The following is a 23803-nucleotide window of genomic DNA, read 5'->3' on the forward strand; positions in this document are numbered from 1 at the left end:
CGAAATTACTGATTTTTCTTTTTATTATGAGTCCTTGTTCCAATTATTAAGATTAAAATTTCTGACCTGGTTTTTTGTTTTTATTTTTAAGTAAGTAGTTATAGTGTTTTAAAGCATTTACAATAGATTCTGCATGTTCGTGGCCTTCAACGCTTATTACCAATTTTTGTTTTTCCCATTTATCTTTTTTTTCGTTTACCAAAACTGGTACGTGTAAATTTAAAAAGGCCAAATCTTTATTCCTTCTATCTGGACTCCTAAAGGAATACACACTTTTAAAATCGTAAAGATTACTGCTAAGTTCTTTGGATTTGTCTTTATTAAAAAGGGTTAACCTTAAATAATCCCCTTCAAATTTGGCTTGGTACCCGTTTTTTAAATAGGCATTGTCATCATAACAGTATTTGCCAATGTACTCAATTAAAAAGGCCTGAGTTTCTTCCATGGAGATGTCTTTTTTATCCTCTTTTTTTGGCGACACATCAAAGATTTCTTCGTTGCCATTTTCAAAAATAATTTTTGAAACTTCAGATTTCTTTATGTGATAGGTAGGTCCAGAAAGGTTGTCAAATTTTTTATAGCTAACTGTTTCTACATGGATTTCTTCTACTTTGGCCAGGATTTCTTCATTATTTAATGTCCATATGGAGTCTTGAGCAGACAAGGAAAGGGTAATACACACAAGGAGTAGGAAAGTAATTTTTTTCATGGGTTTGTTGGTTATTGGTTGATAATACTCTGTTTTTCTTGGTCTGAAAACACTTTAGATTGTAAAATATAATCTTTAATATGAGATTTTAAGTTTTTGGAAGGGATGTTTTTATACTGTTTAAGCAGAAACAGCTTATCCTCGTCTATGTGGTCTTTATACTTTAAAACTTTAGGAGTGTTTTCTTGAATGCCTAGTCTAATAAACCGAGGTTCTATGGCATTAGGTTCTTTCTCTATGGCAAATTCTATATAGGAGACACCTTCAATAAAACCTTCTTTTTTGTCTTTTAACGTTTCGGCATATTTGGCCTTTAATGCAATGGAAGCTCCTTTGTAGGCAACCAAGGCGACATTATTTTGTTTGTTAATGTCTTTAAGCAGATTGTAAAAAGCCTCTACTTTGCCTTTGTCTTTATCGTTGGCTGCTTCTTTGTAAGCCACTCGAATATCGCTTAAGTTTTGAGTTAACACAAAAAAACCAACAATGGTCATGAACAGAGTTACAAACTTCATTTAAAAAAAATTTTATATTACTAAGTAATTGTTTGTCAATTTTAGTGCCATAGTGTCTTCAAACATGGTGGTGTTTTTCACTTTGTATCCTGTGTCTGTTTGGGCAATATCCAATTCCAAAACCAAATCAGGTGTTTTTTCTGGATTGATAATGGCCATAAACTTAACATTGCTGGCCGACTCCATAAACAGTTTTTTGTCTACAATCTGTTCTGTAAGTTCCTTGATTATTTGCATCATACAAACACCAGGAGTTACTGGGTTTCCAGGAAAATGCCCTTTAAAAGCCTCATGGTTTTTGTTAATGGTTATGTGCGCTGTTGCCAAATGGTCCTTTACGGTCAATTGGGTTATGGTATAAAAATCTTTTAGTAGCATTACATTCCAAATTTATAATAAACACTTAATTGAAACACAGAGTTCAATTTGGTGTTGCCGTTGTAGTAATTGTCGTTATAATCGTCATAATAATAATCGTAATAACCGTCCCTAACATCTATAATCCCTTGTTTGTATCTTGCTTCTATTCCCAAACCAATTGGAAACTCGTAACCAAGACCTCCAAATAAAGAGAAATCAACAGGAGTTACATCATAATACGCATCATTAGAAATGTTAAATTCCAAACTTGGACCTAAAATAAAGTGCAAGCCCAAATCTGGTACAAAATAAAACTTATTGGCAATGCCTAAGCCTAAATAATGTGTGTTAACAACTTCATCTCTAGTAGAGATAATAGGATCATAAGGTTCTGGACTGTGATGATATACACCATTATAGCCTTGATTGGAATAGGTTAACTCTGGTTGTAGTTCGTAAAAATTGGCAAGATGGATGTTTACAAACATGGCACCATTTATACCAATAACCCTTTCAGAATTATAATGATTTGTAATGTTTGAAGCATTCATTCCCAAACGAATACCAGGACGCACTTTTACTTGTGAAAATGCTGGTAAATTTAGTGCAACGATTATTAAAGTTAAAAAAAGTTTTTTCATGTGTTGATATTTATTGTTTTCTAATGGTCACATGGAACACCCAAATTAACATTTCGCTGTGTGATTAAAGTTTAATAATGGTTGTTTCATTGGGTAATTGATTGTAATGTGATATCTAATTTTATGTTATGATGTTTTATATCAATTTGGTCTGCAAGATGATTATTTATTTCTGAAAATAAAAACTGAACCTTTTCTTTTCCGTTTTTTGTTCGAATAACATGGGAAAGTTGATTCTCATTAAAATAATAATAATGTTTTTTATTATAAATAATTATTTCAAAAATATGATTATCAGCTTCTGAGAATCTGTTCGTTACGTTAATTTTTTCTGTAATTAAGACTTTGAAATCTTTCTTTAAAATATTGATTAGTATTTTTTTATTAAGCTCATCGAGAATAAAATTGACTTTAAAGTCGTCTTCAAAAAAAGAGAAATCGAAAAGTTTGTTTCCCATTTCGGTTGTAAAAACAACTCGATGTTCCTGCTCATTTATTTTTTTGATAATTAAAAGGCCACCAAAATGCTTGTCGTACACATCAATGGATGCTTTGTAAACATAATCTTTTGTTTCATCTGAAAAATAGGGGTTTTCGATACTTTTTGAAACCGAATTATCTAATTGAAAGTGTTGTTTTTTGGGATAGCTGGCACAAGATACAAGCAACAAACAAATACTAATGAGTAAAAATCGCATCGGGAAGTGGTTTGTTTAATTCTTTATTTGAGAATACAATTTTTGTGTAGTCTCCTGAAGGTTCCATCATTTTTACCTCAGTGACATCTCCTGAAGGATTAAAAGTAATTTGAAACGTTTCTATGTATTTTGATGAGTTTTTGTCTTTTGGCACAAAATGCACCTCACTGTTTTTGCCTGTTTTAAAGTAGGTAATAACAAAAGCATCCTCGTCAAACATATCCCCTTTAATACTGTTTATTATCAAGTGGTTCAATTCTTTAAAAAGCTTGTTGGAACCCATGTCCACTTGGTTTTTTTTACCCTCGTCGTTTATAAAAAGGGTCTCATTTTTAAAGAGTACAGCATATTTGTACGGTTCTGTATATTCCCATTTTACAAGGTCTGGAGTTTTAAAGGCGAGTTTGCCTTTGGTTATAATATCGTTGGATAAAAAATCCAGATGTTTATATTGTGTGAAATCGCTAACAATGGTTTTGGTGGTTAAAGCTTGTCTTTTTACAAGTGTTTTTAAGCTTTGGGCCTCTGTTGCAGACATTTTTGTTTGAGCCTGCATGGTAACGGAAAGCAGTAAAAAAAGAAAAACAAGATTACGCATAAGGTTCTATATTAAATAAGCTATCTACAGTAACTGCATGTAAATTTTGCTTTTGTAAAATTAACAATAACTGTTCCAAAACCCATATGGTTTTTTCGCTGGAATCGTGTAATAGGATGACATCGCCTTTTTTTATGTTTTTTGAAGCGCGTTTTAAAATGGTTTCCTTACTTAAACCTGTGGTATCCAAGGAACGCTTATTCCAGCCAATGGCTTGCAATTTCAGAGCGTTTAACGCTTTTTTTATTCTTGGGTTTGTAACACCAAAAGCAGGCCTGAAGAGTTTGAGCTTTAAGCCTGTTATGTTTTGAACAAGTTTGTTTGTCAATTCCAATTCTTCCATTACTTGCTTGCTGTTAAAAAAGCCAAACATATTATGATGGGAATAGGTATGGTTGCCAACTGTGTGTCCTTGCTTTATAATGTTTTTAAAAAGGCCTGGATGGTTTTCAATATGTAATCCTATGCAGAAAAATGTGGCTTTGGCGTTGTATTTTTCCAAGAGCTTTAAAACCTGTGGAGTAAAAGCAGGATTTGGACCATCGTCAAAAGTAATGGCCACATGGTTTTTTGAAACATTGGGATGGCAATTAAAAGCTTCAATATGATAGTTCCAACCTATCAATCCGGAACCTAAAGCAGTAAAGCTGAACCAAATTATACCTAACAACAAAAACCACCAAAAGGATATATCCAACAGAAAATAAGCCACAATTAAACCAACCAAAAGAATAAAAGCCAAGCTATTTACTGTTTTAAAGTTTAGCATGATTTTAGTATAATGAAACTATGGTTTTCTCCACGATACTGGTTGTAAAGTAAAATGGTATTATAAGAGGATGTATTTTTTTCGTTCCATTTTAAAACATTTGGAACGTTCTGTGTTTTTAGTATTTTGGAAGCCAACCAAATTCCGAAAGGAGATGCTGTATTAAATTCCCCAATAAGATGTTTATAGCAAATTTGTGGTGTGTTGCTAAATAGGCTTAAAGACAATTTGGTATAAAACCCATCAAATTCCACATCACCATTCCTACCTAAAACAATGGCATCAATAGCTTCAACTGTTAAATTATTTTCCTTTAAGAAGCTCAAGGCAGTTTCTGCAACGTCACTTTCAGACAAGGTGTTGAATATTTTCACCGAAACCACTTCAGCATAAGCAGTAGCTTGTTTTTTATTGGAAAGTACGAAGAAATTGGCACCTTCTCCAAAAACAGCCCCTTTAGTTTTAGAGTCTAAAAGGTTGTGTGAACTTGTTTTTTTGTCTTTAATATGATGGATGATTTTATTTAATTTGGTTGTATAGTCTGCTAATTCGTCCACACCACCAATAAGTATGTTTTCTGCTTCTTCCAATTCCAACTGCAACTTGGCATCCATCAAAGCCGATTCAAACGAATTGCTACCATGTACATAGGTAAAATTATAGCCTTTGCACTGTAGCTCCAAGGCTATTTGTCCACCAACTGTATTGTGAGTGGATTGAATGAAGGAAGTAGGAGTTAAAAACTGTTCGTTATTATCAATAATGCCACTTAAAAACTTTTCGGAATCGCGCAAACAACCCATTCCGGTTCCAGTGATAATGGCATCCACTTGTTCCAAACCAGCTTCGCGTAATGCCATTTTAGAGGCAACCACTCCCATTTTAATGCCTTTTGCCATACGTCTGGCAGCAGCTGGTGGAATGTAATCTTTGTAAACAGGTTCCACGGCAAAAACAACTTGGTCCTCATGTATAATTATCTCGTTTAAAAACTCTGAGCTATCAAAGGTTTTTTGAGGGGAAATACTTGCTATGCTATTGATGTAGACTTTTTTCATGTCGGTTATCAATTATTGGTTCTTAGAAAAAATAACAGTTGAACAATTACCTCCAAAACCAAAGGAATTGGACATAACGGTTTGCAGTTCTTTTTCTTTAAGTTCCAGTTGAGGTGTGATGTTGAATTCTTTCATCTGGGTTTTAAAATTCAGATTGGGAAATATCACATTGTTTTGCATTGCTAAAATGGAGTACACAGCTTCAATGGCTCCAGCTGCAGCCAAAGTATGCCCAGTATAGGCCTTTGTGGAACTGAAATCTGGCACTTCTTCACCAAACACACGAATGATGGCTCGGCCTTCGGATAAATCGTTATTGCCTGTTGCCGTTCCATGTGCATTGATATAGTCTATGTCTTTTGGAGTGTATCCAGCAACTTTAAGTGCTTTTTCCATGGCCAAAGTGGCTCCATCTCCATGATCGGAAGAAGCTGTTTGGTGAAACGCATCGTTGGCATTCCCATAGCCTTTAACATAGCCTAAAACCGGTTTGTTCTCTGCTTTTACCACAGCATCAGATTCCAAGACTAAAAAAGCAGCAGCTTCCCCTAAATTTAAACCTTTTCTGTTTTCATCGAAAGGTGTGTTATAGGTGTCAGAAAGAATCATTAAGGTTTTAAATCCGTTGATGGTAAATTTAGACATACAATCGGAACCTCCTACAATCACACGATCCAATTGACCAGATTTTATAAGTCTGGCGCCAAGCATGATGGCATTGGCAGCTGAAGAGCAAGCAGTGCTTATGGTTGTTACCAAACTTTTATCAATGCCTAATTGTTCTGCAATTTTTTGGGTTGAATCTCCAGCATGATGGCTGGCAATATATCTTCTGTGGGTTTCATGCTCCAAATAATCGTAATAATATTTTTCCGTCATGTCCATACCTCCAACACTAGTGGCAGATATCAAGCCTGTTTTAAAGGCATTTATGTCTTTAATACCAGCATTGGCAAAGGCTTCTTTGGCTGCTATGGCACCAATTAAGCCAGTTCGGGAATAGTTGTTATCTGGAGTTAAACCTAAAATATGCTCCAATTGTGAATTGGTATAACCAATTTCGCCTACCTTAATAACGTCTTTGTGAATGGTATTGATTTTAGAAATGGTTGTTATCCCTTTTTTACCTTCCACTAGCGACCGAAAATTCTCTGCCACATTGTTTCCAATGGCAGAAATAATTCCCATTCCAGTTATAGCGACTCCTTGACTCATATTTATTTCCTGCGTAAGCAGAAATCTAATTATTTATTATTTCTGTTCAGCCACAAATTAGCAGATATTCTAAAACATGCATTTGAGGCCAATTTATATTTTCAACGTTGGTATTCCTGTTATTACGGAAATATCATTATTTAGATCTATGCTCAGAAATATAAGCAGCCATGGTATTGATAGATTCAAAAATGGCACGACCTTCTTTTGGGTCTGTTAACTTAATCCCGTAATTTTTATCCAGCATCACGATAAGTTCCAAAGCATCAATAGAATCCAATGCTAAACCATCACCAAAAAGCATGTCGTCATCTGCAATGTCTTCAGCAGTCATGTCTTCTAAGTTCAATTGCTCGATAATGTTCTCTTTTAATTCTTGTTTTAAAGCTTCCATATTATGTGTTATATAATGTTGTTATTTGTTGTGTGTTGTGCTGTAAATGGCCTTCTTTAGAGACTAAATACAAAAAAGCCTCATAATTATCGCCTTCCAATTCCACCCAGCCACAAAGCACTGATTTTGCTTTATTGGTTTCCAATAAACTATTGGTATAGCTAAATAAATGTTCGGCATTAAAGCGTTCAAAGATAAAAAAACTATTCTCAGTATAAAGCTTATATTTAATACTTATCTCACCAAGGCAAATATTTGGTAAGGTATATACAAAAACGGCTGGACTAGGAAAATAATTGTCTTTATGCTGTATGGCTTTTTGATGCGATATGTCTGTATCCAAACTGGCAGCTTTATTGGAAAAAACCAAAGCAATATTGTTTTCTTTTTCTGAATCCAGTTTTAGGTTTTTAAGCAAAATATCAGCAGCCAGGAAGGCTAGTTTACTTAAATGATCCATTTTAAAAAACTTTGGATAATTTGTTTTTTGATGCTTATAAGCAGCTTTTATGAACTCTGAAAACCCAACATGTTGTTCACTAAAAACAACAGTGCCATTTAAAGAAACCTGATGGTTTTTTATATGACAAAAAGAGGTGATGTTATAATTAGAGCTCATTGTTGTTTACTTTTTTTTACATGCAAAGATGGTGTGATATTCCCCAACGGCTATATCTTCCTTAAGTTCCAATCCTGCTTGATCTATGAGTTTTTTTAACACAGTGCTTGGGTACATTTTACTATTTCCATTTGCCATAACCGTAAAATACAGCGAGGTTGCTTCCAAGATAAACTTGGCATTGTCAAATCGTTGTCTATCTGTAAAGGTTTCCATAATTAAAACTTCGCCATGGTCATTTACAGCTGCTGCACAAGCTTTTAAAATGGTTAGAATCTCATCTTCAGAAAAACAATCTAGGAATTGACTCATCCAAATGGCATCAGCACCTTTAGGTAATTGAGGGTTTTTGGACAACCAATCTATCTCATAATGACTCACACGATCTGCAAAACCAGCAGCAGCCACATTGCCTCGTGCAATTTTTAATTGACCTGGCAGATCTATCATTTTTATAGAGACAGAATCACTGTATTTACTGCCACTTATGGCAAATTTTCCTGTATTGGCACCAACATCGTAAATGGTTTTTGGGTTGTTTCTAAAAACAAATTCCATGGCTTCTTGAAACACTTCATCTGAATAATGATGATCAAATTCAAACCAAGCTTTTTGAACATCTGGTTGAAGAACCGATAGACCCTCGTAGATGGTTTTCCAGTTTCCCAACTCCTTCAATCCTGCAGGTTTTCCGGTTTCAATAGCTTCTGTTAAATGAAAAAGTCCCTTATAACATACTTCTTGGGTAAAATTAATGTTCACATCCACAGTCCTATCAAAGGCCAAGAAATACCCAATGGTTGTTAACTCAAAATTTCCTGCGTCGTCTTTATCAACTATATTATAGCTTTCGGCAATTTCCAATAAAACACCAACGCCATAGGTACTGATGTTTAATTTTTTTGAAATATCTTCTAAACCAATGCCACCTTTTTTTCTATTTTGAAAAATTAGATTAAAAATCCCCAATTTTCTTAAGGAAACAACTGCTTGAAAAACAAAAGGAGCAAAGGCTATCTTTTCGGCTTCTTGAACGGCATCTATAGCTTTAATACGGGTTTTAGACATGATTTTTTGTTTGGTTTGATTTTTTTAATATGATGGCTGTATTGCAACCTCCAAAACCTGAAGCAGTTTTTAAAAAGGTTTTTAATTCTCTTGAAGTGGTTTTTGTAATTACGTTGATAGGCTTTGTAACGCCTATAGTGTCAAATCCTTTGGAAACGTAAAGTGTATTGTTGTACAACGAGTGCATACCTACAATGGTTTCCAGTAATCCGGAAGCACCTAAAGTATGTCCAAAATAACCCTTTAAGCTGTTTAAAGGCACTTTTTGCAATTGCATTCTGTTAAAGGCAATGGCTTCCATTTCGTCGTTAAACATGGTAGCTGTGCCATGAGCCGAAATATAATCGATTTCCTGTGCTGTTAAGTTAGCTTGGTCTAGAGCCAATTTTATGCTCCTATATAAACCTTCACCTGTCCTGGAAGGACCTGAAATATGGTTGGCATCGTTACAAGAGCTTTCACCAAGAATTTCCACAGCTTCTTTGGCAAGGTTTTCACTGCTTTTTGTAACTAAAATACTGGCAGCTACTTCCCCAATATTAATGCCTGTCCGGTTTTTGTCATAAGGTTTGCAAGGTTCCTGGCTTAGTGCCTGAAATGAATTGAAACCAGAGAGGATAAATTCGGTAACCACATCTCCACTAACAATAAACACGTGGTCGTATGTGTTTTGTTGAATGTACCTTTTGGCAATGGCAACTGAGAGAATTCCGGAAACACAAGCATTTGAAACCACAATGGCTTCATTTTCAAATTTGAAAAATTCTTGGATATTTTTCCCCAATTCACTTAAGTAAGCACGTTCTTTAGGAAATGGATTGTTTTTGTCCAAAGCATCAATATTGCCTTTGGTGGTGGAAACTATTAAACCAACACGATCGTTCAATTTTATTTTTGAACTTTGAAGGACTTCATTTAAAGACGTTATCATCATTTTTTCCAAACGTGTATAATCTGTCTTTGGTTGAAGTTTCAAAAACGCTTTTTCCAGTGCTTCAGAATCGATCAAAGCTGAATAAAAGGGTTCCGGAAGTGCCTTGTTATCTTTTATCAATTGCAATCCAGATACTTCGTTGTGAATATTTTTCACAACGCTTTCACTATTGAAACCAAGTGAAGAGATAATGTTATTATATGACAGGTAAGCCTTAATCATCCAATAAACCTACGTTTTGTTTCCAATCTTTAAAAAAAGCTGGAATGGTTAGCCATAAATCGCCTTCCCCAATTTTATCAACAAACACCTGAATGGTTTCACCTGTACAAACCAATTGGTTGTTTTGGTTGTAAATTTCGTAACGAAACACCATTTTCGCAGCTTGACTATCTACATAAATGGTTTTAATGGTAGCAATATCGCCATAACGCAAAGGTAATTTATGGTCTGTACTGGATTTTACTATTGGAGTGGCAAAACCGTATTTTTTTTGATCTAAGTAAGAAATACCATGATGTCTGCCAAAGGCTTCCCTACCGTCTTCAAAATACTGGATGTAGTTGCCATGCCAAACAATTCCCAGGGGATCTGTTTCCACAAAGCGTACCCGTACTTGACTGGTATGCGAAATTTCTTTTGGTTTAAACGGTGTTTTTCTTTTCATTGTAAACTATGGCAATTATGGTTGTTGCTATAAAAAATAAAAATAACAAACTTATTTCAGGTAAAATATCCAATAAAGACCCATGACGCAAAAATACATCGTAAAAAGCATTTAAGCCCCAATTCATAGGTGAAATATTGGAGAGTGTTTGCATGAATTTTGGCATGATAAACACAGGCACCCAAACACCACCAAGAGCAGCTAAAATAACAACAAAGGTTGCCCCAAATGGAGCCGATTGTTCTTGGGTTTTTGCAATGGTTCCCAACAATAAGCCCAAGCCAATGGCAGCCAAACCAGCAAATATGGCAACCACAAATAGCAATGGCAATCTTCCAGAAACATCCAAGGTTGGCAATCCTATGGCTGGAAATACATAAAGGCCAACCAATAACATTAAAACAAATTGAATTAGACAAACGGTTAAATAAATGAGTGTCTTTCCTCCCAGAACCGTTGCATAGGATACGGGATTGGTTCGCAATCTTACAAACGTGCCTTGACTTTTTTCTTTAACAATATTGATGGAAAGTGGCACGATTATAAAAAAGATGGCAAACAAGGTCCAAGCTGGTACATTGTGCTGAACCGAGTTTGGGATGATATCTTTATTATCGGTTTTAGGCAAAATCTCTTTAAAAGTGATAAAGTTTTCAGTTTCAAATATAACTTCGGTTGGATCGTCTGTTATTTGTTCTTGAAAAGCTTTGTAAATAGATTGGGTTTCAATTTTTGAAACCATTTTATCGATGCCGTTTTTAACGGAACTTTTAAACGATACTTGGGTGGCAGGATCGAAATAAAGTTTAACCTCTTTACTTTCAACAGGTATTTTTGTCAAGCTGTCTGTTTCTTCTTCCAGACCAAATTTGGAGATGATGCCATCGACATTTTGGGCGACCTTTTGTTCCAACCCAGAACTTAAGTTTTCTGGAATAACAATGGCCAATTGGTAAGCTCCCTTAAAAACCAAGTTTTTGGCAGCTTCTTCTGTGTTTTCCAGAATAACTTCAAAAGCATTGGAATCTTTTAGACCTTCTAAAATGGTTTCAGAGACAGTACCTTGGTCGTTATTTACAACCAAAATGGGAATTTTTGTGTCTGCTACGGTTTTAAAGGTGCTGTCCTGAATTAAGGTAATGGTTACTATAAGCACCAAAGGCATAATAAAGAGAATGGCAATACCACCAATATCTCGGATAAGCAGTAAGAATTCTTTATGTGCTGAAGCCATTAATTTATGCATGATCTCTTAAGGCTTTTCCAGTTAAACTTATAAAAACATCTTCCAGATTATGTGCACCTGGATTGTTGTTTATTAACTCTTTGGGTTTTCCTTTAACAATCAGTTTCCCATGGTCTATAATGGCTACACGAGTGCAAAAGGTTTCGGCTTCGTTTAGGTGATGTGACGTATAAATAATGGTTGTTCCATTTTTATTTAATTCCTGAAGGAATTCTATAATCACATTTTTAGACTGAACATCCACACCTACAGTAGGCTCGTCCAAAAACAATACTTTAGGGTTGTGCAAAATACTGGCAATTAAATTGACACGACGTTTCATACCTCCAGAAAAAGTGTCAATTTTTTTATGTGCAAATTTTACTAATCCTAAATGGTCTAAAGAATTATGAATTTTTTCGTCAAGCGATTTTCCTTTTAAACCATACATGCTTCCAAAATATTTTAAATTTTCGAAGGCTGTCAAAGAAGGGTATAGCGCGTATTCCTGAGGCACAATGCCTATAAGTTGCTTGAGTTGGTTTTTATGTTCTTTATAAGTCAAGCCTTTAATGCTAAAAGATCCTGAAGTAGGTTTTATAAGGGAGCATAAAATGGAAATCAATGTGGTTTTTCCAGCACCATTAGGTCCCAAAAGCCCAAAAATCTCTTTTTCATCTATGAACAGGCTTAAGTCAGATAAGGAATAGTTATCTGCTTTTTTATATTTTTTGGAAACATGTTCAATATGGATCATTTTATTTAATGGCTTTCTTTAGTTTTTTAAAGAACACTTCTTCTTTATCTGCTATGGCTTCCAATTGCAAAGCAACCTGGTTATAGGCATCTTCTTTAGCACTACGGTTTTTGTAAATTCTTGAGGCATCTACGGCAAAATCTCTCCATAAATCGCCAATAGTGGTCATTTCTTTAGATAAATCAGATAATTCAGGTTTGTTTAAGATTTTGCTGGACTCCTGTAAAAAAGCAGCAAATATATATCTAAAGCCTCCACCTCCAGTTCCAATTTCCTCTTGCATTCTCACTATTTGACCTAAATAATGATTGGCTTTTTTTGTGCCTTTTTTCTTAGGCCATTTTCTAATAAGCTTGGCAGTATAGCGAATGCCTTTAACTCCAAGAACTGGAATTGGCGCCAACATGTCTTTACAGGTATGTTTAATGCCTTTAACAATGGCTTTTTCTATATCCAATTCCTTAGGGAAATCTACAGGATAGTAAATATGACCTTTTGGGGCAAAAGCTCCTTTGGCAAAACGTACTTTTTCTAACTGCTTGTCAGTTAAAGTAGTTACATTTTCCATTACTGGATCGCTAATTAAATATGTGTTGTTTTCCTTGCCATAGACCACTAGGTTATGTGCATTGAAATGAAACCGATATTCATCTGGAAAATACACCAAATGATAGACGCCAACTTGAAGTCCGACAGGAGTGTTGTTTTTTAAATTTTCGTCTAAAACAGCTTTCGCTTTTTGTGGATTATTAAATTTTTCGCGTTTAATTTTTATTCCAACACGTTTGGCAAAGCGCTTAAAAATAATACCAGGTAAGGCTCTGTAGGTAAATGCTGGCGCATGGTTTACCATTAAAAAAGGAATGTGGCAAAACAGCAAGCCCGAACCTATGCCAAAAGCCAAAGGTTCGCTTACTTGATAGCCATGATGTTTCATTAAATTAGAAATCACACCATTTTCGCAATGTGCCGATTGATGGTGCGTGAAATTAATTTTCATGAAGTTGAATATTTTTTAATTGCTGAATGCTTATCTCGAAAACATCGGCATATTTTTGTAATGTTTTATCTGAGAGTTTTTGAAACACTTGTGGTTTGAAATGCCTCTTTACACGCCATTTCCACATCCCAACATAACTTGCTAAAATAGGCAAATCCATTTTATGATACTCCATGTAATACTCAATAGGACTTGTTTGATGGTTTAAAACACGTTGTTTGGCATCTTCAACACGAAGTTTAATTTCTTCAATGGCTTTGTTTAACGCAATGGTTTTTGGATCCCAACCAGAACTGTTAACGGTTGTGTATTCCCCATTTTCGTCGACAGCATAACATAGCTCCTTAAAGTTGGCCGATTCTAAATTGCTTTTATCTTGTGGCACTTCATCTTTTTTCATTATTTTGAGTGTTCTTTCAGTTCTTGGATCACTAAATTTATTTCACAAGATAACAATTCTTTACCGTCTTCTGTTATAAAGCAATCAATGGAACACATGGTAAATTGGTCTGTGTTCAATCGGGATTTTATATAGGCTTTGGTAGTTATGGTTGCGCCTACTTTTGCACAGGCTTTGATGTTAATTTTTTTTATGGCACTAATAAAACCTATAAGTTTAGCTGAACACCCTTCCAGGTCGTCTTCATCAAAATAACTTTTTCCAACTATGGAGGAACAGGTTTGTGCTGCGTTTTCTATCATGCCAGCCTCGTTAAAAACCCCTTCTTCATTAAATATACATTCAGGTTTTATGTGGAAACAGGTTGAAACATGCTCATCGTCAATGGTTAATACTTGATCTACCATAAGAAAAGGCTCTCGATGAGGTAAAAATTTCTTTATGTCTAAAAAGTGAAAATTCATTGGTTTGCAATAACGGTTTTCATTTCTCCAGAGGCAATTTCTTCCTCATTGGCATTATATACTTTTACGGCAACCAAGGTCACGCCATTAAATTCGTGTAAAATATCTACTTTGGTTGTAATGATATCGTTTAAGGCTGGTAGTTTTAAAATATCCACTTTTTTAATGGAGCCAATATATCCAGTAGGTGCAACTTCATCTTTTAGAAAAAAATCGTAACCAGTATGTAAGGCTACTGTTTGCGCCATATTTTCAATAAGTCCAGACTCCAATAAGGTGTTGTTTTTTAAAAACAGATTGGTTTTCAGTATCTTGAAAGTAGATACGACATGGGATGGGGAAAAATCCAATAAGGTATCCACCATAACAAATGGTGTTTTTTGAGGGATTAAATGCGAAATATTTGTTATTGGTAGTTGCTGCTGTATCATTTTAACACACAGTTAAAAGCGCATAAGCATAAGCAAAACGCGCACTTTCTGGAACAGAAAGTAATATGTTGTCTCCTTTTTTCAGTTTTCCTGATGAGGCAAGTTCTTCCAACATAATGTATATGGAAGCGGCACCTACATTCCCAACTTTACTTAAATTCATAAACCAGTTTTCCCAAGGGATTTCCACACCTTGTTTTACCATTTCCTCGTATAATTTCTCTTTAAAGTAGTAAGAAGAGATATGTGGTAAGTAATAGTCTATGTCTTCTGGTTTTACACCATGTTTTTCCATTGCCATTTTTAAGCTGTCCACACCTTTTACAAGTATGTTTTCGCCCAAAAGCTTGACGTCCTGTTTCATGGCAAAAAGTGATTTTTTACTCCATTGATCTGAAGGATATTCGCTCCAAGGTTTTAAAAACCCTGTTTCCAGTTTATCTGCTCCTGCATACATACAGGCATCTAGTTCGTGTGCATAAGAGTAGCCTTCCATCCACTCTATTTTAAGTGGAAGATCTCCATTTGGTTGGTTTTCCAACAAGAAAGCGCCTGCACCATCTGAAAGCATCCAGCGTAAAAAATCTTTGTTAAAGGCTAAGATGGGATTCTCTTCCAGAGTGTTTAGGTGTTTTAGTTCTTCTTCAAAAGTGTCTGACATCATCCAAGAGGATGTGCGTTCGGAACCTGTACACACAGCATTTTTGGTTTGCCCTGATTTTACAGCCAAAAAGCCATATTTTAAAGCATTCATACCAGAGCAACAAGCTCCAGAAGGCGAATTTATTTCGGTATTTCCATTTTTAAGGAAACCATGAACCATGGCTGCATGTGAAGGCAAGATTTGGTCTGGACTAGAGGTGCCACAGGATAACAGTTCTATGTCGTTGGGTTTTAAGCCATCATCGTAAAGCTTTTCTATAGCTTCTTTGGTTAACTGTGCATTGTTATGTGTAATGTTCCCTTCATCATCTATGGCATAGTATCTGGTTTTTATTTGATTGTTTCTTAACACAATACGTCTTCCTTTAGAGGACTTTCCATCAATGACTCCTAATTTATCTTCCATTTCGTCGTTACCAATAGGACGATTAGGCAAAAACTTTGATATTTTAGTAATATATACTTCCTTCATTTTTAAAACCTTCTATTTTAATGCAACAGATGAGTAATATTCTTTTTCTTTTTTTAATTTACCATATAAAGGTAAATAAGTCAACAAAAATAAGATAAATACTATAGGTGCAATAACCCAAATGGCAAATAAAAGATAATAATTAAACATTTTTACATATAATTGTCGTTTTGTGTCATTTTTTTTGCCTTTGGAAATAATGAAACTTGCCCATTTTGAAAAAATTACGTTGGCTCGTTTATCAACAGTTATTAAAAAAGGTTTGATGTTTACGGCTTCCTTTTCCAATAATTTGTCTTGTAAGGTTGCGTAATTGTTATCGATGAGATGATTTTTAATGATGGGACTGAATTTCACGGAATGATCGATGTCTTTTTGGGAAACACCTGGTTTAGGAAAAACACCCAAGAAACGTTCTTTTTTTCCAGAAAACATCCATTGTGCAATGGTAATGACACTTATATGGTTTATGTGCCTGTCTGCCAAAACAATATTGCCTACTAGTTGGGCTTGAAGTTCCAAAAGTTTTTTCTTCATTTTTTCCTGAGCCATAATCCACATGTTCCTACAGCCAATAACAGTTATTACAGGTGTGTTGGCAAACAACTTTTTGGCATCTGGAGTGTTTAAGAAAGAGGTGGTTGGTAGCGAAGGTGTTAGGTACCAAATGGAATATCCAAGAACAATTAAATCGTATGTTTTGTTAAGGATGGATTCTGGAACCGGTTTGGTTTTTTCGGGTATTTGTAAAAAAGTTTCGGGAAACACACCGTAAAACTCTTTTTTGTTCCATGGAAACGGAAACGGTTTTTCCATTTCAATGTTAAGAAATGTTAGGTTTGTTTCAGGGGTTTTTAAATCTGAAACAATATTATTTACAATTTCTGTTAACTGTCCAGACTGCGAATAATGTATAACTAAAACTTCTTTCATTTGTATCTGATAATTATTTTAGGGCATTCCAAAAATCGAAATAGTTAAACCATTGCAAAGGATGTTTTTTAAGCATCCATGTTACACTTTGGGTATATTCTTTTAGTAAAGCTTGAGCATCCCTGTGTTTTGCCTGAGATTTTCTGGCGTACAAATGGTAATGCTTGTTGGTTTCCTTCATGACATACACAAACAATACTGGTACGTTAAGCCTGGAGGCCAACATAAATGGACCAGCAGGGAACTTTGCTTCTTTGCCCAAAAGTTCTTCTGTTAAAAATTTAGAACCTTTAACATAGCGATCTCCTGTAATGCAGACAATTTCATTTCTTGCTAAGGCTGCATTCACTTCAAAAATATGGGAAAGGTCCTCTTTTATTAAAATTAATTTAATGTTCGATTTTTTCCTAACACTGTCCAAATATTCTTTTATGGCCGTGTGTTCCACATCTGTGGTTAGTAAACTTATAGAGGCATTTTCTTCCAAAATACCAAAAAAGTGTTCGGAAATTTCAAAATTTCCAACATGAGCACTAATTAAGACGCCACCTTTTTTTGCTTTTAAGGTTTCGTTTATAAAATGAACTCCATCAGATTCGTAAGTAAATCTATCACTCAAACCTGAGGATATGGCTATTTTATCCAAAATGGTTTGTCCAAAAACATAGTAACTTTTAAAAATGCCAAAAACACTTTTAAGTTTTGAATATTTTAAACGATGCCTTAAATAATAATAAATGGATTTGGTACTGTCTTTAGAAAAGAAGCAAAAATATGCTGCCACAAAATACAGAATAAAGTAAGCTGCTCCTATTCCAACTTTCTTCATGAAAAACACGAAGATTTTGTATCCTAGAACAGTTCCTCTGGATTTACCTTGCCATTCAGCAGCCATATTATGTTATAAGTAGAATTGTTTAGCTTAATTTACGTTCAATAAGCGCATAGAAATCGCTAAGCGACTTTACGTTAATAAAATCTTCACCAACCAATTTTACGCCAAAATTAGATTCTACGGCAACCACAAGGTCAACAAAATCCAAACTGTCCAGCTCGAGCGTTTCTTTTAAATTGGCATCTGGTGAAATATCTTCACTTTCAACTTCAAATTCGTCAATAAGAAAGTCGTTTATCTTTTCAATAATAACCTCTTTAGTCATTGCCACACAATTATTTTTTAATTATTAATGCTGAATTTGTTCCCCCAAATCCAAACGAATTGGACAAAAATACATCAAATTTTTTATCTAACGTTTTGTTAACAAGATTTAATTTGGATGCTGCTTCATCTGGTTGTTCCAAATTAATGTTTGGAGCAATAAAATTGTTTTGCATCATAAGAACCGAATACAATACTTCGCTGGCTCCTGCCATCCAACATTCGTGTCCTGTCATGGATTTTGTTGAACTTACATAAGGTCCTTTGTCGCCAAAAACTTCAAAAATGGCTTTGGCTTCATTAGCATCCCCAACTGGAGTTGAAGTGGCGTGTGCATTAACATATTGAATGTCTTTTGGGTCTATTTGGGCTTGGTCTATAGCCATTTTCATGGCTCTGGCAGGACCATCCACATTTGGTGTTGATATGTGGTCTCCATTTGAAGAAAAACCATAGCCTATAATTTCTCCATATATAGGAGCGCCTCTTTTTACGGCAGACTCATAGGTTTCCAAAATAAGGGTTGCTGCACCTCCACTAGGTACCAAACCGTCCCTATTTAAATCGAAAGGTCTACAGGCCTTTTCAGGTTGGTCTATATTTTTTGAAAACACACCTAAGCCATCAAAACTTCCCATAGCAAGTTTGTTTATTTCTTGGGCACCACCACAAATAATATAATCTTGCAAACCACTTTTTATTAATTGATATGCCATACCAATGGAGTGAGAACCACTGGCACATGCAGCACTAATGGTAAAATTGACCCCTTTTAATTTAAAGATGGTAGACAGGTTCATGGTGACCGAAGAATTCATTCCTCTAAAAATGGCCCCAGAACCTACAAGGGTTGTATCTTTTTTCTCCCTTATGGTATCGTTGGATTCTATTATGGATTTTGCAGTGCTGTCATTTCCGTACAGAATACCAATTTCATGAGTGTCTAAAAATTCCTCGGATATTTGAGCGTTTTTTAGGGCTTCCAAGGTGGCTACATAAGCATATTCACCTTCTTCCCCTAAACTGATACGCTGTCTTCGGGACAATAGGTTTTTGAGGTTAGGCGCTTTAACCATACCTGTTAAAGGTGAACGGTATCCAAATTCAATACGTTCGTTATCTATGACAATTCCAGACGTTCCTTTATATAAAGATTCTTTTACTTCTTCTAAATTTTCTCCTATACAAGAATATATTCCCATTCCTGATATCACAACTCTCCTCATTCCTTAATTTAATTTACGAGTAAATACCTCCATTTATATTTATAACTTCACCAGTAATATACGAAGCTTTTTTTGAAGCTAAAAACGATACAGCATGAGCGACCTCTTCTGGTTCCCCAAACCTGTTTATTGGAATTAAATTTTTTAATTCGGCTTCATTCAATTCGGAAGTCATATCCGATTTAATAAAACCGGGAGCCACAGCGTTAACGGTTATTTTACGTTTGGCCACTTCTTGTGCCAAAGCTTTGGTTGCTGCAACCAAGGCACCTTTTGCAGCCGAATAATTGGTCTGTCCTGCAGTTCCTTTAACACCAGAAACGGAAGCTATATTTATTATGCGACCATATCTGTTACGTAACATTTTTTGGATAAGATGGTTGGTCACGTTAAAAAACCCGTTTAAAGAGGTGTTAATCACATCTTGCCAATCGGTTTGTGGCATCCACATAAAGAGTCCATCTTTTGTAATTCCAGCATTGTTCACTATCACCTCAATGGTAGCTTCTTTGTTGTTTTCTTGCCAAGTATCTAGTGCTGTTTTCACCTGTTCGGCATCTGTTACGTTAAATTGAATGATGTCTCCTGTGTTGCCTTCAGCTTCAACTTCTTTTAAAGTGTCTAAGGCAGCTTCTTTGTTGTTGTTGTAATTTATTAGTATGTGGTAGTCTGTATCAATTGCTAATTGTTTGCAAATGGCTTTTCCAATCCCTCTAGATCCACCAGTAATTAGGGCACATTTCATGTATTTGTATTTTTTTTTGTAAGTATTTAGGATTTGAGCAGCTGCTAATTGAAAAGTTCCAAATTATCAAATTGTAAACCTTTGATAACTTCACCATTGGTATTTATGTAAGACCAAGATTTTTTTTCCTTAACTCTTGCAACACCATCCTTAAAGCCTTTTAGGTTGTTTTTTTGGAAAATGGAAAATCCTCCAGCTGTAATATCATATTTTTCTTCAATTACCAATTTTCCTTCAGTGTTGATGAATCCCCAAAGTTTTGAGGATTTAACAGGTGCTAAACCATCTTCACTAAAAATTTCGGCATCTTTATATTGAAAGGGGATCACAACGTCTCCTTTGGTATTTATGTAACCCCATTCCTTGTCTTTCATTACAGGGGCCAAACCCTTAACAAAGGCGCGAGCTTTATCGTAAGCAGGTTCTATAATCCATTCCCCTTTATTGTTGATAAAACCAATTTTATCTCCTTTTTTAGCATAGGTAATATTGGAGTTGTTAGAGAAATCCCAGATTTTTTCTGCACCTTCAACAACTTTAAATTCGTTATTGATGATAAGGCCATGGGTATCACCAAGATTGGCTACCACGTTTCCATCGTAGTAATTGCTAACTCCATCATATTCGGTTTTAACAAAATAGTTTCCAGAAGGATCAATTAAACCCCATTTTCCGTTTTCTAGAACTTTGGCATAGCCATTTTCAAAATCGAAAGCCTTGGTAAATTTTACTGGAACAACGGTTTCACCTTTGGTATTAATAAATCCTACGGAGTCTCCATTTCTAATAATGGCATAACCTTCTTTAAAGTCGTAAATTTTGTCTGTTGAAACATTGGTTAATATAGGTTCTCCTTTGGTGTTGATGTAAATCCACTCTTTGTCTTTTAATACCACAGCAATACCAGAATTAAATTCCTTTGTTTTATCAAAGACAGGTTCAATAACCCATTCGCCTTTACGGTTAATAAATCCCCAAGTTTTACCATCATTGGATGCTTCAGCTAAATCTTCTGAGAAATTTTTAGCCACTTTAAAATTGGGTTCAATTTGCCAATCTCCAGTTTTGGTAATATATCCATATTTACCATTTTGGTTAGCCAAAGCTAACTCTTGGGCATGAAAATGCATGCTTACAAAAAGCATTACGATTAATAGCACTTTAGTTTTCATAATAAATAATTTGATTTGTTATGTTTTATTGTTAATGATAAAATCTTTAACAAGGTTAACATAAGGATACATAATAACGTCTTTTGTAAAGATAGGAACTAAATTTCTAATTTCATCGTACATCTTTTTGGTTTTTGAAGAGATTTTATCCTGAACTTGAAGATATTCAATGGCTTGAACTATGGTAATAAGCTCGATGGCCAAAACTTCAAAGGCGTTTTCTATGACTTTCTTGGTGGTTAGAGCTGCATTGGTTCCCATACTAACAATATCCTGATTGTCATTGTTATTTGGAATACTGTGTACATACATTGGGTTGGAAAGCATTTGGTTTTCGGCAGTGGTAGATGTTGCCGTAAATTGGACCCCTTGCATTCCAAAATTCAATCCTAGTTTGCCAAGGTTCACAAATGGAGGAAGCATGTTGTTTAACCTGGCATTCAGTAAGTAGTTTAATTGTCTTTCAGAGAGCATGCTTAATTTGGTGACAACGGTTTTTAACTTATCCATTTCTAAAGACACATAATCTCCATGAAAATTACCGCCATGATATACGTGTTTCTTTTCTACGTTCACAATAGGGTTGTCGTTGGCAGAATTAACTTCTTCAATCAATATCTTTTCCACATTGTTTAAGGTGTCCAGTACTGGTCCTAAAATTTGAGGGACACACCTTAGGGAATAATATTCTTGAACTTTGTCTTCAAAAACGGAAACATCGTCGTTTTTTGAATACAAGTGATGTTCTCTTTTTCTGGTTAATTGACTATCTTTTAAATGCTCACGCATGGCTTCGGCAATTTTTCGTTGCCCAACATGTCTTTTGGATTGGTTTAACTCGAAAGACAAATGGTCATCGTAAGCCTTAACAATTTCATTTATGGCAGCAGAACAGGAGGTCATCCAGTTCAACAAGCGTTTGGTGTAAATGGCATTTACAATACCAATTCCTGTCATGACAGACGTGCCATTCATTAAAGCCAGACCTTCGCGCAATTCTACCGAAATAGGCTTTAAACCTAAGGTCTTGAACACGTCTTCTGTGGCTTTTCTTTCGCCTTTATAAAACACTTCGCCTTCACCTATTAAAACCAATGCTAAATGCGCCAACTGTACCAAATCGCCACTGGCGCCAACACCTCCATGTTCGTATATTAAAGGAGTGATGTCTTGATTGATAAGTTCTGTCATTAATTCAATAACAGACTTATGGACACCAGAATTCCCTAGGGACAAAGTATTTAACCTAGCCAACATAGCAGCTTTTACATACATTGGAGCAATAGGCTGCCCTGTTCCAGAGGCATGACTTCTAATTAAATTATATTGCAGTTGAATGCGTTCAGAATCTTTAATCTTATATTGTGCCATAGGTCCAAAACCCGTGTTAACGCCATATATAACCTTGTCTTCTGAGAATTTTTTTAAGAAATTGAAGCTATCATCAACGGTTGTGTAAACCTTTTCATCTATATGTATTTTGCTATTTTCAAAAATAACTTTGTAAAAATCTTTTAATTCTAATGTCCCGTTAAATGTTAGCATCTATTAATTTATTCTGTATTTTTATAATAAAATTTTAATAACTTAAACTAAAGTAGTTATTTTGGATTGCAAATTTATAATAATTAATGAATTAATACTACAAAGACCATGAACGATATACATGTTGATGTTTTAATTATTGGAGCAGGACCATCTGGTTGTGTTGCAGCAGCTTACTTAAATAACCAAGGGTATGATATTAAGGTAGTTGAAAAGAGTGTTTTCCCTAGGTTTGTTATAGGTGAAAGTTTGTTGCCTAGATGTATGGATCATTTTGAGGAGGTAGGCTTATTGGACTGTTTAAAAGCAGCTAATTTTGAGTTGAAACCTGGAGCAAGGTTTTTAAGAGGAGACGTGGTTTGTAATTTTGATTTTAGCGATAAACACTCGGAAGGTTGGGATTGGACATGGCAGGTGCCCAGAGCAGATTTTGACCATATATTGGTAAAGGAAATCATTAAAAAAGGAGTGGATGTGTCTTTTGACCACGAAGTAACAGCTGTGGAAATTGCAGATGATGGTTCGTCTAAAACCACCATAAAAACCAAAGAAGGGGACACTTATACCATACATGCAAAATTTATTATAGATTCCAGTGGATATGGTCGTGTACTGCCAAGATTATTGGATTTGGACAAACCTTCGGCTTTGCCAGACCATTCGTCTATTTTTACGCATGTAAAGGATGTAAACAGAGAGGAGGGAACCGAAGGAACCCTTATTACTTTCGATGTTTTGGATAAAGATACCTGGTTTTGGGTCATTCCTTTTTCCAATGGGAATACCAGTTTGGGCTTTGTTAGCAAAACCGAATATATAGATTCCTTTAAGGGTAGTAATACCGAACGAATGAAAGAGATGCTAAAACTCTCTGATTATTATTATGACAGGTTTAAGGATGTGGATTTCCTTTTTGAACCCATAAACATTAAAAATTACTCAAAATCCGTAAAGCAACTATATGGTAAAGGCTATGCGCTCACAGGAAATAGCTCTGAATTTTTGGATCCAGTATTTTCCTCTGGTGTGACCTTTGCTACCGAATCTGCTTTGATGTCTGCAAAACTAATCTCAAAAGAATTAAGAGGGGAATTGGTGGACTGGGAAGAAGAGTACTCCAATTACATTAAATATGGTGTGGCCGTTTTCTCAACCTATGTTAAAGAATGGTACACAGGTAACTTACAGACTCTATTTTTCCACAGACCGGAAAATCCAGATGTAAAAAGACAGATTTGTGCTGTTTTAGCTGGTTATGTTTGGGATAAAACCAATCCATTTGTAACCAAACACGATCGAATTGTTAAAACATTGGCACATTTAATAGATATGGAAAAAGAACAAAGCGAGGCTAATTAACCTCGCT

The 23803-nt window shown here is 35.2% G+C and carries 29 protein-coding genes; 1 reads left to right on the plus strand and 28 read right to left on the minus strand.

Features of this window, described 5'->3' with window-relative positions; translation table 11 throughout:
- Positions 1-52: 52 nt before the first annotated feature.
- The 28 genes from D778_RS02780 to flxA form a co-directional block, all read right to left on the minus strand.
- Complete coding sequence (locus D778_RS02780; protein ID WP_155949861.1) at positions 53-709, minus strand: hypothetical protein; 657 nt, start codon at positions 707-709, stop codon at positions 53-55.
- 11 nt (positions 710-720) lie between these two features.
- Positions 721-1224 (minus strand): hypothetical protein, encoded by a 504-nt coding sequence (locus D778_RS02785; protein ID WP_007647464.1) that lies wholly within the window; start codon positions 1222-1224, stop codon positions 721-723.
- Positions 1225-1236: 12 nt separating this feature from the next.
- Positions 1237-1602: an ApeI family dehydratase gene (locus D778_RS02790; protein ID WP_007647465.1), complete on the minus strand. Its 366-nt coding sequence runs from the start codon at positions 1600-1602 to the stop codon at positions 1237-1239.
- Positions 1602-2225, minus strand: coding sequence for a porin family protein (locus D778_RS14095; RefSeq protein ID WP_007647466.1), 624 nt, complete (start codon positions 2223-2225; stop codon positions 1602-1604). The genes D778_RS02790 and D778_RS14095 overlap by 1 nt, the downstream gene beginning before the upstream one ends.
- Before the next feature lie 86 nt (positions 2226-2311).
- Positions 2312-2923, minus strand: a complete 612-nt coding sequence (gene lolB2, locus D778_RS02800) for a flexirubin biosynthesis protein LolB2 (protein WP_007647467.1) — start codon at positions 2921-2923, stop codon at positions 2312-2314.
- Positions 2904-3521, minus strand: a complete 618-nt coding sequence (gene lolA2 / locus D778_RS02805) for a flexirubin biosynthesis/transport protein LolA2 (protein ID WP_007647468.1) — start codon at positions 3519-3521, stop codon at positions 2904-2906. The genes lolB2 and lolA2 overlap by 20 nt, the downstream gene beginning before the upstream one ends.
- The gene (locus tag D778_RS02810) at positions 3514-4290 is read right to left on the minus strand and encodes a polysaccharide deacetylase family protein (RefSeq protein ID WP_040491280.1); all 777 of its coding nucleotides are present in this window, start codon (positions 4288-4290) and stop codon (positions 3514-3516) included. Before D778_RS02810 ends, lolA2 begins: the two co-directional genes overlap by 8 nt.
- Positions 4284-5348: a beta-ketoacyl synthase N-terminal-like domain-containing protein gene (locus D778_RS02815; protein ID WP_007647479.1), complete on the minus strand. Its 1065-nt coding sequence runs from the start codon at positions 5346-5348 to the stop codon at positions 4284-4286. The genes D778_RS02810 and D778_RS02815 overlap by 7 nt, the downstream gene beginning before the upstream one ends.
- A gap of 12 nt (positions 5349-5360) precedes the next feature.
- On the minus strand, positions 5361-6563 hold the full coding sequence (locus D778_RS02820; RefSeq protein ID WP_040491281.1) for a beta-ketoacyl-[acyl-carrier-protein] synthase family protein: 1203 nt from the start codon (positions 6561-6563) through the stop codon (positions 5361-5363).
- A gap of 136 nt (positions 6564-6699) precedes the next feature.
- On the minus strand, positions 6700-6957 hold the full coding sequence (locus tag D778_RS02825; protein WP_007647481.1) for a phosphopantetheine-binding protein: 258 nt from the start codon (positions 6955-6957) through the stop codon (positions 6700-6702).
- Between the two features lies 1 nt (position 6958).
- Positions 6959-7576 (minus strand): hypothetical protein, encoded by a 618-nt coding sequence (locus D778_RS02830; protein ID WP_007647482.1) that lies wholly within the window; start codon positions 7574-7576, stop codon positions 6959-6961.
- A 6-nt stretch (positions 7577-7582) separates the two neighbouring features.
- A complete protein-coding gene (locus tag D778_RS02835; RefSeq protein WP_007647483.1) occupies positions 7583-8644 on the minus strand; it encodes a methyltransferase in 1062 nt (353 codons plus the stop codon).
- Positions 8637-9800 carry a beta-ketoacyl synthase N-terminal-like domain-containing protein gene (locus tag D778_RS02840; RefSeq protein WP_007647484.1) on the minus strand — a complete coding sequence of 388 codons (1164 nt, stop codon included), beginning with the start codon at positions 9798-9800 and terminating at the stop codon, positions 8637-8639. The genes D778_RS02835 and D778_RS02840 overlap by 8 nt, the downstream gene beginning before the upstream one ends.
- Entirely contained in the window at positions 9793-10245 is a 453-nt protein-coding gene (locus D778_RS02845; protein WP_007647485.1) for an acyl-CoA thioesterase, read from the minus strand. The genes D778_RS02840 and D778_RS02845 overlap by 8 nt, the downstream gene beginning before the upstream one ends.
- On the minus strand, positions 10223-11491 hold the full coding sequence (locus D778_RS02850; RefSeq protein WP_007647486.1) for an ABC transporter permease: 1269 nt from the start codon (positions 11489-11491) through the stop codon (positions 10223-10225). Before D778_RS02850 ends, D778_RS02845 begins: the two co-directional genes overlap by 23 nt.
- Entirely contained in the window at positions 11484-12227 is a 744-nt protein-coding gene (locus tag D778_RS02855) for an ABC transporter ATP-binding protein (protein ID WP_007647487.1), read from the minus strand. Before D778_RS02855 ends, D778_RS02850 begins: the two co-directional genes overlap by 8 nt.
- Before the next feature lies 1 nt (position 12228).
- Positions 12229-13227, minus strand: coding sequence for a BtrH-related acyltransferase DarH (gene darH, locus D778_RS02860; protein WP_007647488.1), 999 nt, complete (start codon positions 13225-13227; stop codon positions 12229-12231).
- Positions 13217-13627: a flexirubin biosynthesis protein DarG gene (gene DarG, locus D778_RS02865; RefSeq protein ID WP_007647489.1), complete on the minus strand. Its 411-nt coding sequence runs from the start codon at positions 13625-13627 to the stop codon at positions 13217-13219. The genes darH and DarG overlap by 11 nt, the downstream gene beginning before the upstream one ends.
- Positions 13627-14091, minus strand: a complete 465-nt coding sequence (locus tag D778_RS02870; RefSeq protein ID WP_007647490.1) for a hotdog family protein — start codon at positions 14089-14091, stop codon at positions 13627-13629. Before D778_RS02870 ends, DarG begins: the two co-directional genes overlap by 1 nt.
- Entirely contained in the window at positions 14088-14522 is a 435-nt protein-coding gene (locus D778_RS02875) for a hotdog family protein (protein WP_007647491.1), read from the minus strand. The genes D778_RS02870 and D778_RS02875 overlap by 4 nt, the downstream gene beginning before the upstream one ends.
- A 1-nt stretch (position 14523) precedes the next feature.
- A complete protein-coding gene (gene darB / locus D778_RS02880) occupies positions 14524-15657 on the minus strand; it encodes a dialkylresorcinol biosynthesis protein DarB (RefSeq protein WP_040491282.1) in 1134 nt (377 codons plus the stop codon).
- 12 nt (positions 15658-15669) lie between these two features.
- Positions 15670-16590: a hypothetical protein gene (locus D778_RS02885; RefSeq protein ID WP_007647493.1), complete on the minus strand. Its 921-nt coding sequence runs from the start codon at positions 16588-16590 to the stop codon at positions 15670-15672.
- 13 nt (positions 16591-16603) lie between these two features.
- Positions 16604-17485 (minus strand): LpxL/LpxP family acyltransferase, encoded by an 882-nt coding sequence (locus tag D778_RS02890; RefSeq protein ID WP_007647494.1) that lies wholly within the window; start codon positions 17483-17485, stop codon positions 16604-16606.
- A 22-nt stretch (positions 17486-17507) separates the two neighbouring features.
- On the minus strand, positions 17508-17750 hold the full coding sequence (locus tag D778_RS02895; protein WP_007647495.1) for an acyl carrier protein: 243 nt from the start codon (positions 17748-17750) through the stop codon (positions 17508-17510).
- A 10-nt stretch (positions 17751-17760) separates the two neighbouring features.
- A complete protein-coding gene (locus D778_RS02900; RefSeq protein ID WP_040491284.1) occupies positions 17761-18975 on the minus strand; it encodes a beta-ketoacyl-[acyl-carrier-protein] synthase family protein in 1215 nt (404 codons plus the stop codon).
- Between the two features lie 13 nt (positions 18976-18988).
- Complete coding sequence (gene flxB / locus D778_RS02905) at positions 18989-19720, minus strand: flexirubin biosynthesis SDR family reductase FlxB (protein WP_007647497.1); 732 nt, start codon at positions 19718-19720, stop codon at positions 18989-18991.
- Between the two features lie 44 nt (positions 19721-19764).
- Positions 19765-20892 (minus strand): WG repeat-containing protein, encoded by a 1128-nt coding sequence (locus D778_RS02910; RefSeq protein WP_040491286.1) that lies wholly within the window; start codon positions 20890-20892, stop codon positions 19765-19767.
- A gap of 18 nt (positions 20893-20910) precedes the next feature.
- Positions 20911-22437, minus strand: coding sequence for a flexirubin biosynthesis tyrosine ammonia-lyase FlxA (gene flxA / locus D778_RS02915; RefSeq protein ID WP_007647499.1), 1527 nt, complete (start codon positions 22435-22437; stop codon positions 20911-20913).
- A 108-nt stretch (positions 22438-22545) separates the two neighbouring features.
- On the opposite strand from flxA, the gene D778_RS02920 reads away from it, so the two are divergent.
- Complete coding sequence (locus tag D778_RS02920; RefSeq protein WP_007647500.1) at positions 22546-23796, plus strand: NAD(P)/FAD-dependent oxidoreductase; 1251 nt, start codon at positions 22546-22548, stop codon at positions 23794-23796.
- Positions 23797-23803: the final 7 nt, after the last annotated feature.

It is taken from the genome of Xanthomarina gelatinilytica (assembly GCF_000348685.1).
Taxonomy (GTDB): Bacteria; Bacteroidota; Bacteroidia; order Flavobacteriales; family Flavobacteriaceae; genus Xanthomarina; species Xanthomarina gelatinilytica.

What these genes read in the sequence shown, in the direction of transcription:
- D778_RS02815 (WP_007647479.1), bottom strand. Translation starts at nt 5,348, where the DNA reads ATGAAAAAAGTCTACATCAATAGCATAGCAAGTATTTCCCCTCAAAAA.
- flxA (WP_007647499.1), bottom strand. Translation starts at nt 22,437, where the DNA reads ATGCTAACATTTAACGGGACATTAGAATTAAAAGATTTTTACAAAGTT.
- lolB2 (WP_007647467.1), bottom strand. Translation starts at nt 2,923, where the DNA reads ATGCGATTTTTACTCATTAGTATTTGTTTGTTGCTTGTATCTTGTGCC.
- D778_RS02885 (WP_007647493.1), bottom strand. Translation starts at nt 16,590, where the DNA reads ATGAAAGAAGTTTTAGTTATACATTATTCGCAGTCTGGACAGTTAACA.
- D778_RS02895 (WP_007647495.1), bottom strand. Translation starts at nt 17,750, where the DNA reads ATGACTAAAGAGGTTATTATTGAAAAGATAAACGACTTTCTTATTGAC.
- D778_RS02840 (WP_007647484.1), bottom strand. Translation starts at nt 9,800, where the DNA reads ATGATTAAGGCTTACCTGTCATATAATAACATTATCTCTTCACTTGGT.
- D778_RS02890 (WP_007647494.1), bottom strand. Translation starts at nt 17,485, where the DNA reads ATGGCTGCTGAATGGCAAGGTAAATCCAGAGGAACTGTTCTAGGATAC.
- D778_RS02810 (WP_040491280.1), bottom strand. Translation starts at nt 4,290, where the DNA reads ATGCTAAACTTTAAAACAGTAAATAGCTTGGCTTTTATTCTTTTGGTT.
- D778_RS02830 (WP_007647482.1), bottom strand. Translation starts at nt 7,576, where the DNA reads ATGAGCTCTAATTATAACATCACCTCTTTTTGTCATATAAAAAACCAT.
- DarG (WP_007647489.1), bottom strand. Translation starts at nt 13,627, where the DNA reads ATGAAAAAAGATGAAGTGCCACAAGATAAAAGCAATTTAGAATCGGCC.
- D778_RS02900 (WP_040491284.1), bottom strand. Translation starts at nt 18,975, where the DNA reads ATGAGGAGAGTTGTGATATCAGGAATGGGAATATATTCTTGTATAGGA.
- D778_RS02875 (WP_007647491.1), bottom strand. Translation starts at nt 14,522, where the DNA reads ATGATACAGCAGCAACTACCAATAACAAATATTTCGCATTTAATCCCT.
- D778_RS02790 (WP_007647465.1), bottom strand. Translation starts at nt 1,602, where the DNA reads ATGCTACTAAAAGATTTTTATACCATAACCCAATTGACCGTAAAGGAC.
- D778_RS02785 (WP_007647464.1), bottom strand. Translation starts at nt 1,224, where the DNA reads ATGAAGTTTGTAACTCTGTTCATGACCATTGTTGGTTTTTTTGTGTTA.
- lolA2 (WP_007647468.1), bottom strand. Translation starts at nt 3,521, where the DNA reads ATGCGTAATCTTGTTTTTCTTTTTTTACTGCTTTCCGTTACCATGCAG.
- D778_RS02780 (WP_155949861.1), bottom strand. Translation starts at nt 709, where the DNA reads ATGAAAAAAATTACTTTCCTACTCCTTGTGTGTATTACCCTTTCCTTG.
- D778_RS02870 (WP_007647490.1), bottom strand. Translation starts at nt 14,091, where the DNA reads ATGAATTTTCACTTTTTAGACATAAAGAAATTTTTACCTCATCGAGAG.
- darH (WP_007647488.1), bottom strand. Translation starts at nt 13,227, where the DNA reads ATGAAAATTAATTTCACGCACCATCAATCGGCACATTGCGAAAATGGT.
- D778_RS02855 (WP_007647487.1), bottom strand. Translation starts at nt 12,227, where the DNA reads ATGATCCATATTGAACATGTTTCCAAAAAATATAAAAAAGCAGATAAC.
- flxB (WP_007647497.1), bottom strand. Translation starts at nt 19,720, where the DNA reads ATGAAATGTGCCCTAATTACTGGTGGATCTAGAGGGATTGGAAAAGCC.
- darB (WP_040491282.1), bottom strand. Translation starts at nt 15,657, where the DNA reads ATGAAGGAAGTATATATTACTAAAATATCAAAGTTTTTGCCTAATCGT.
- D778_RS02920 (WP_007647500.1), top strand. Translation starts at nt 22,546, where the DNA reads ATGAACGATATACATGTTGATGTTTTAATTATTGGAGCAGGACCATCT.
- D778_RS02910 (WP_040491286.1), bottom strand. Translation starts at nt 20,892, where the DNA reads ATGAAAACTAAAGTGCTATTAATCGTAATGCTTTTTGTAAGCATGCAT.
- D778_RS02820 (WP_040491281.1), bottom strand. Translation starts at nt 6,563, where the DNA reads ATGAGTCAAGGAGTCGCTATAACTGGAATGGGAATTATTTCTGCCATT.
- D778_RS02845 (WP_007647485.1), bottom strand. Translation starts at nt 10,245, where the DNA reads ATGAAAAGAAAAACACCGTTTAAACCAAAAGAAATTTCGCATACCAGT.
- D778_RS02835 (WP_007647483.1), bottom strand. Translation starts at nt 8,644, where the DNA reads ATGTCTAAAACCCGTATTAAAGCTATAGATGCCGTTCAAGAAGCCGAA.
- D778_RS02850 (WP_007647486.1), bottom strand. Translation starts at nt 11,491, where the DNA reads ATGCATAAATTAATGGCTTCAGCACATAAAGAATTCTTACTGCTTATC.
- D778_RS02825 (WP_007647481.1), bottom strand. Translation starts at nt 6,957, where the DNA reads ATGGAAGCTTTAAAACAAGAATTAAAAGAGAACATTATCGAGCAATTG.
- D778_RS14095 (WP_007647466.1), bottom strand. Translation starts at nt 2,225, where the DNA reads ATGAAAAAACTTTTTTTAACTTTAATAATCGTTGCACTAAATTTACCA.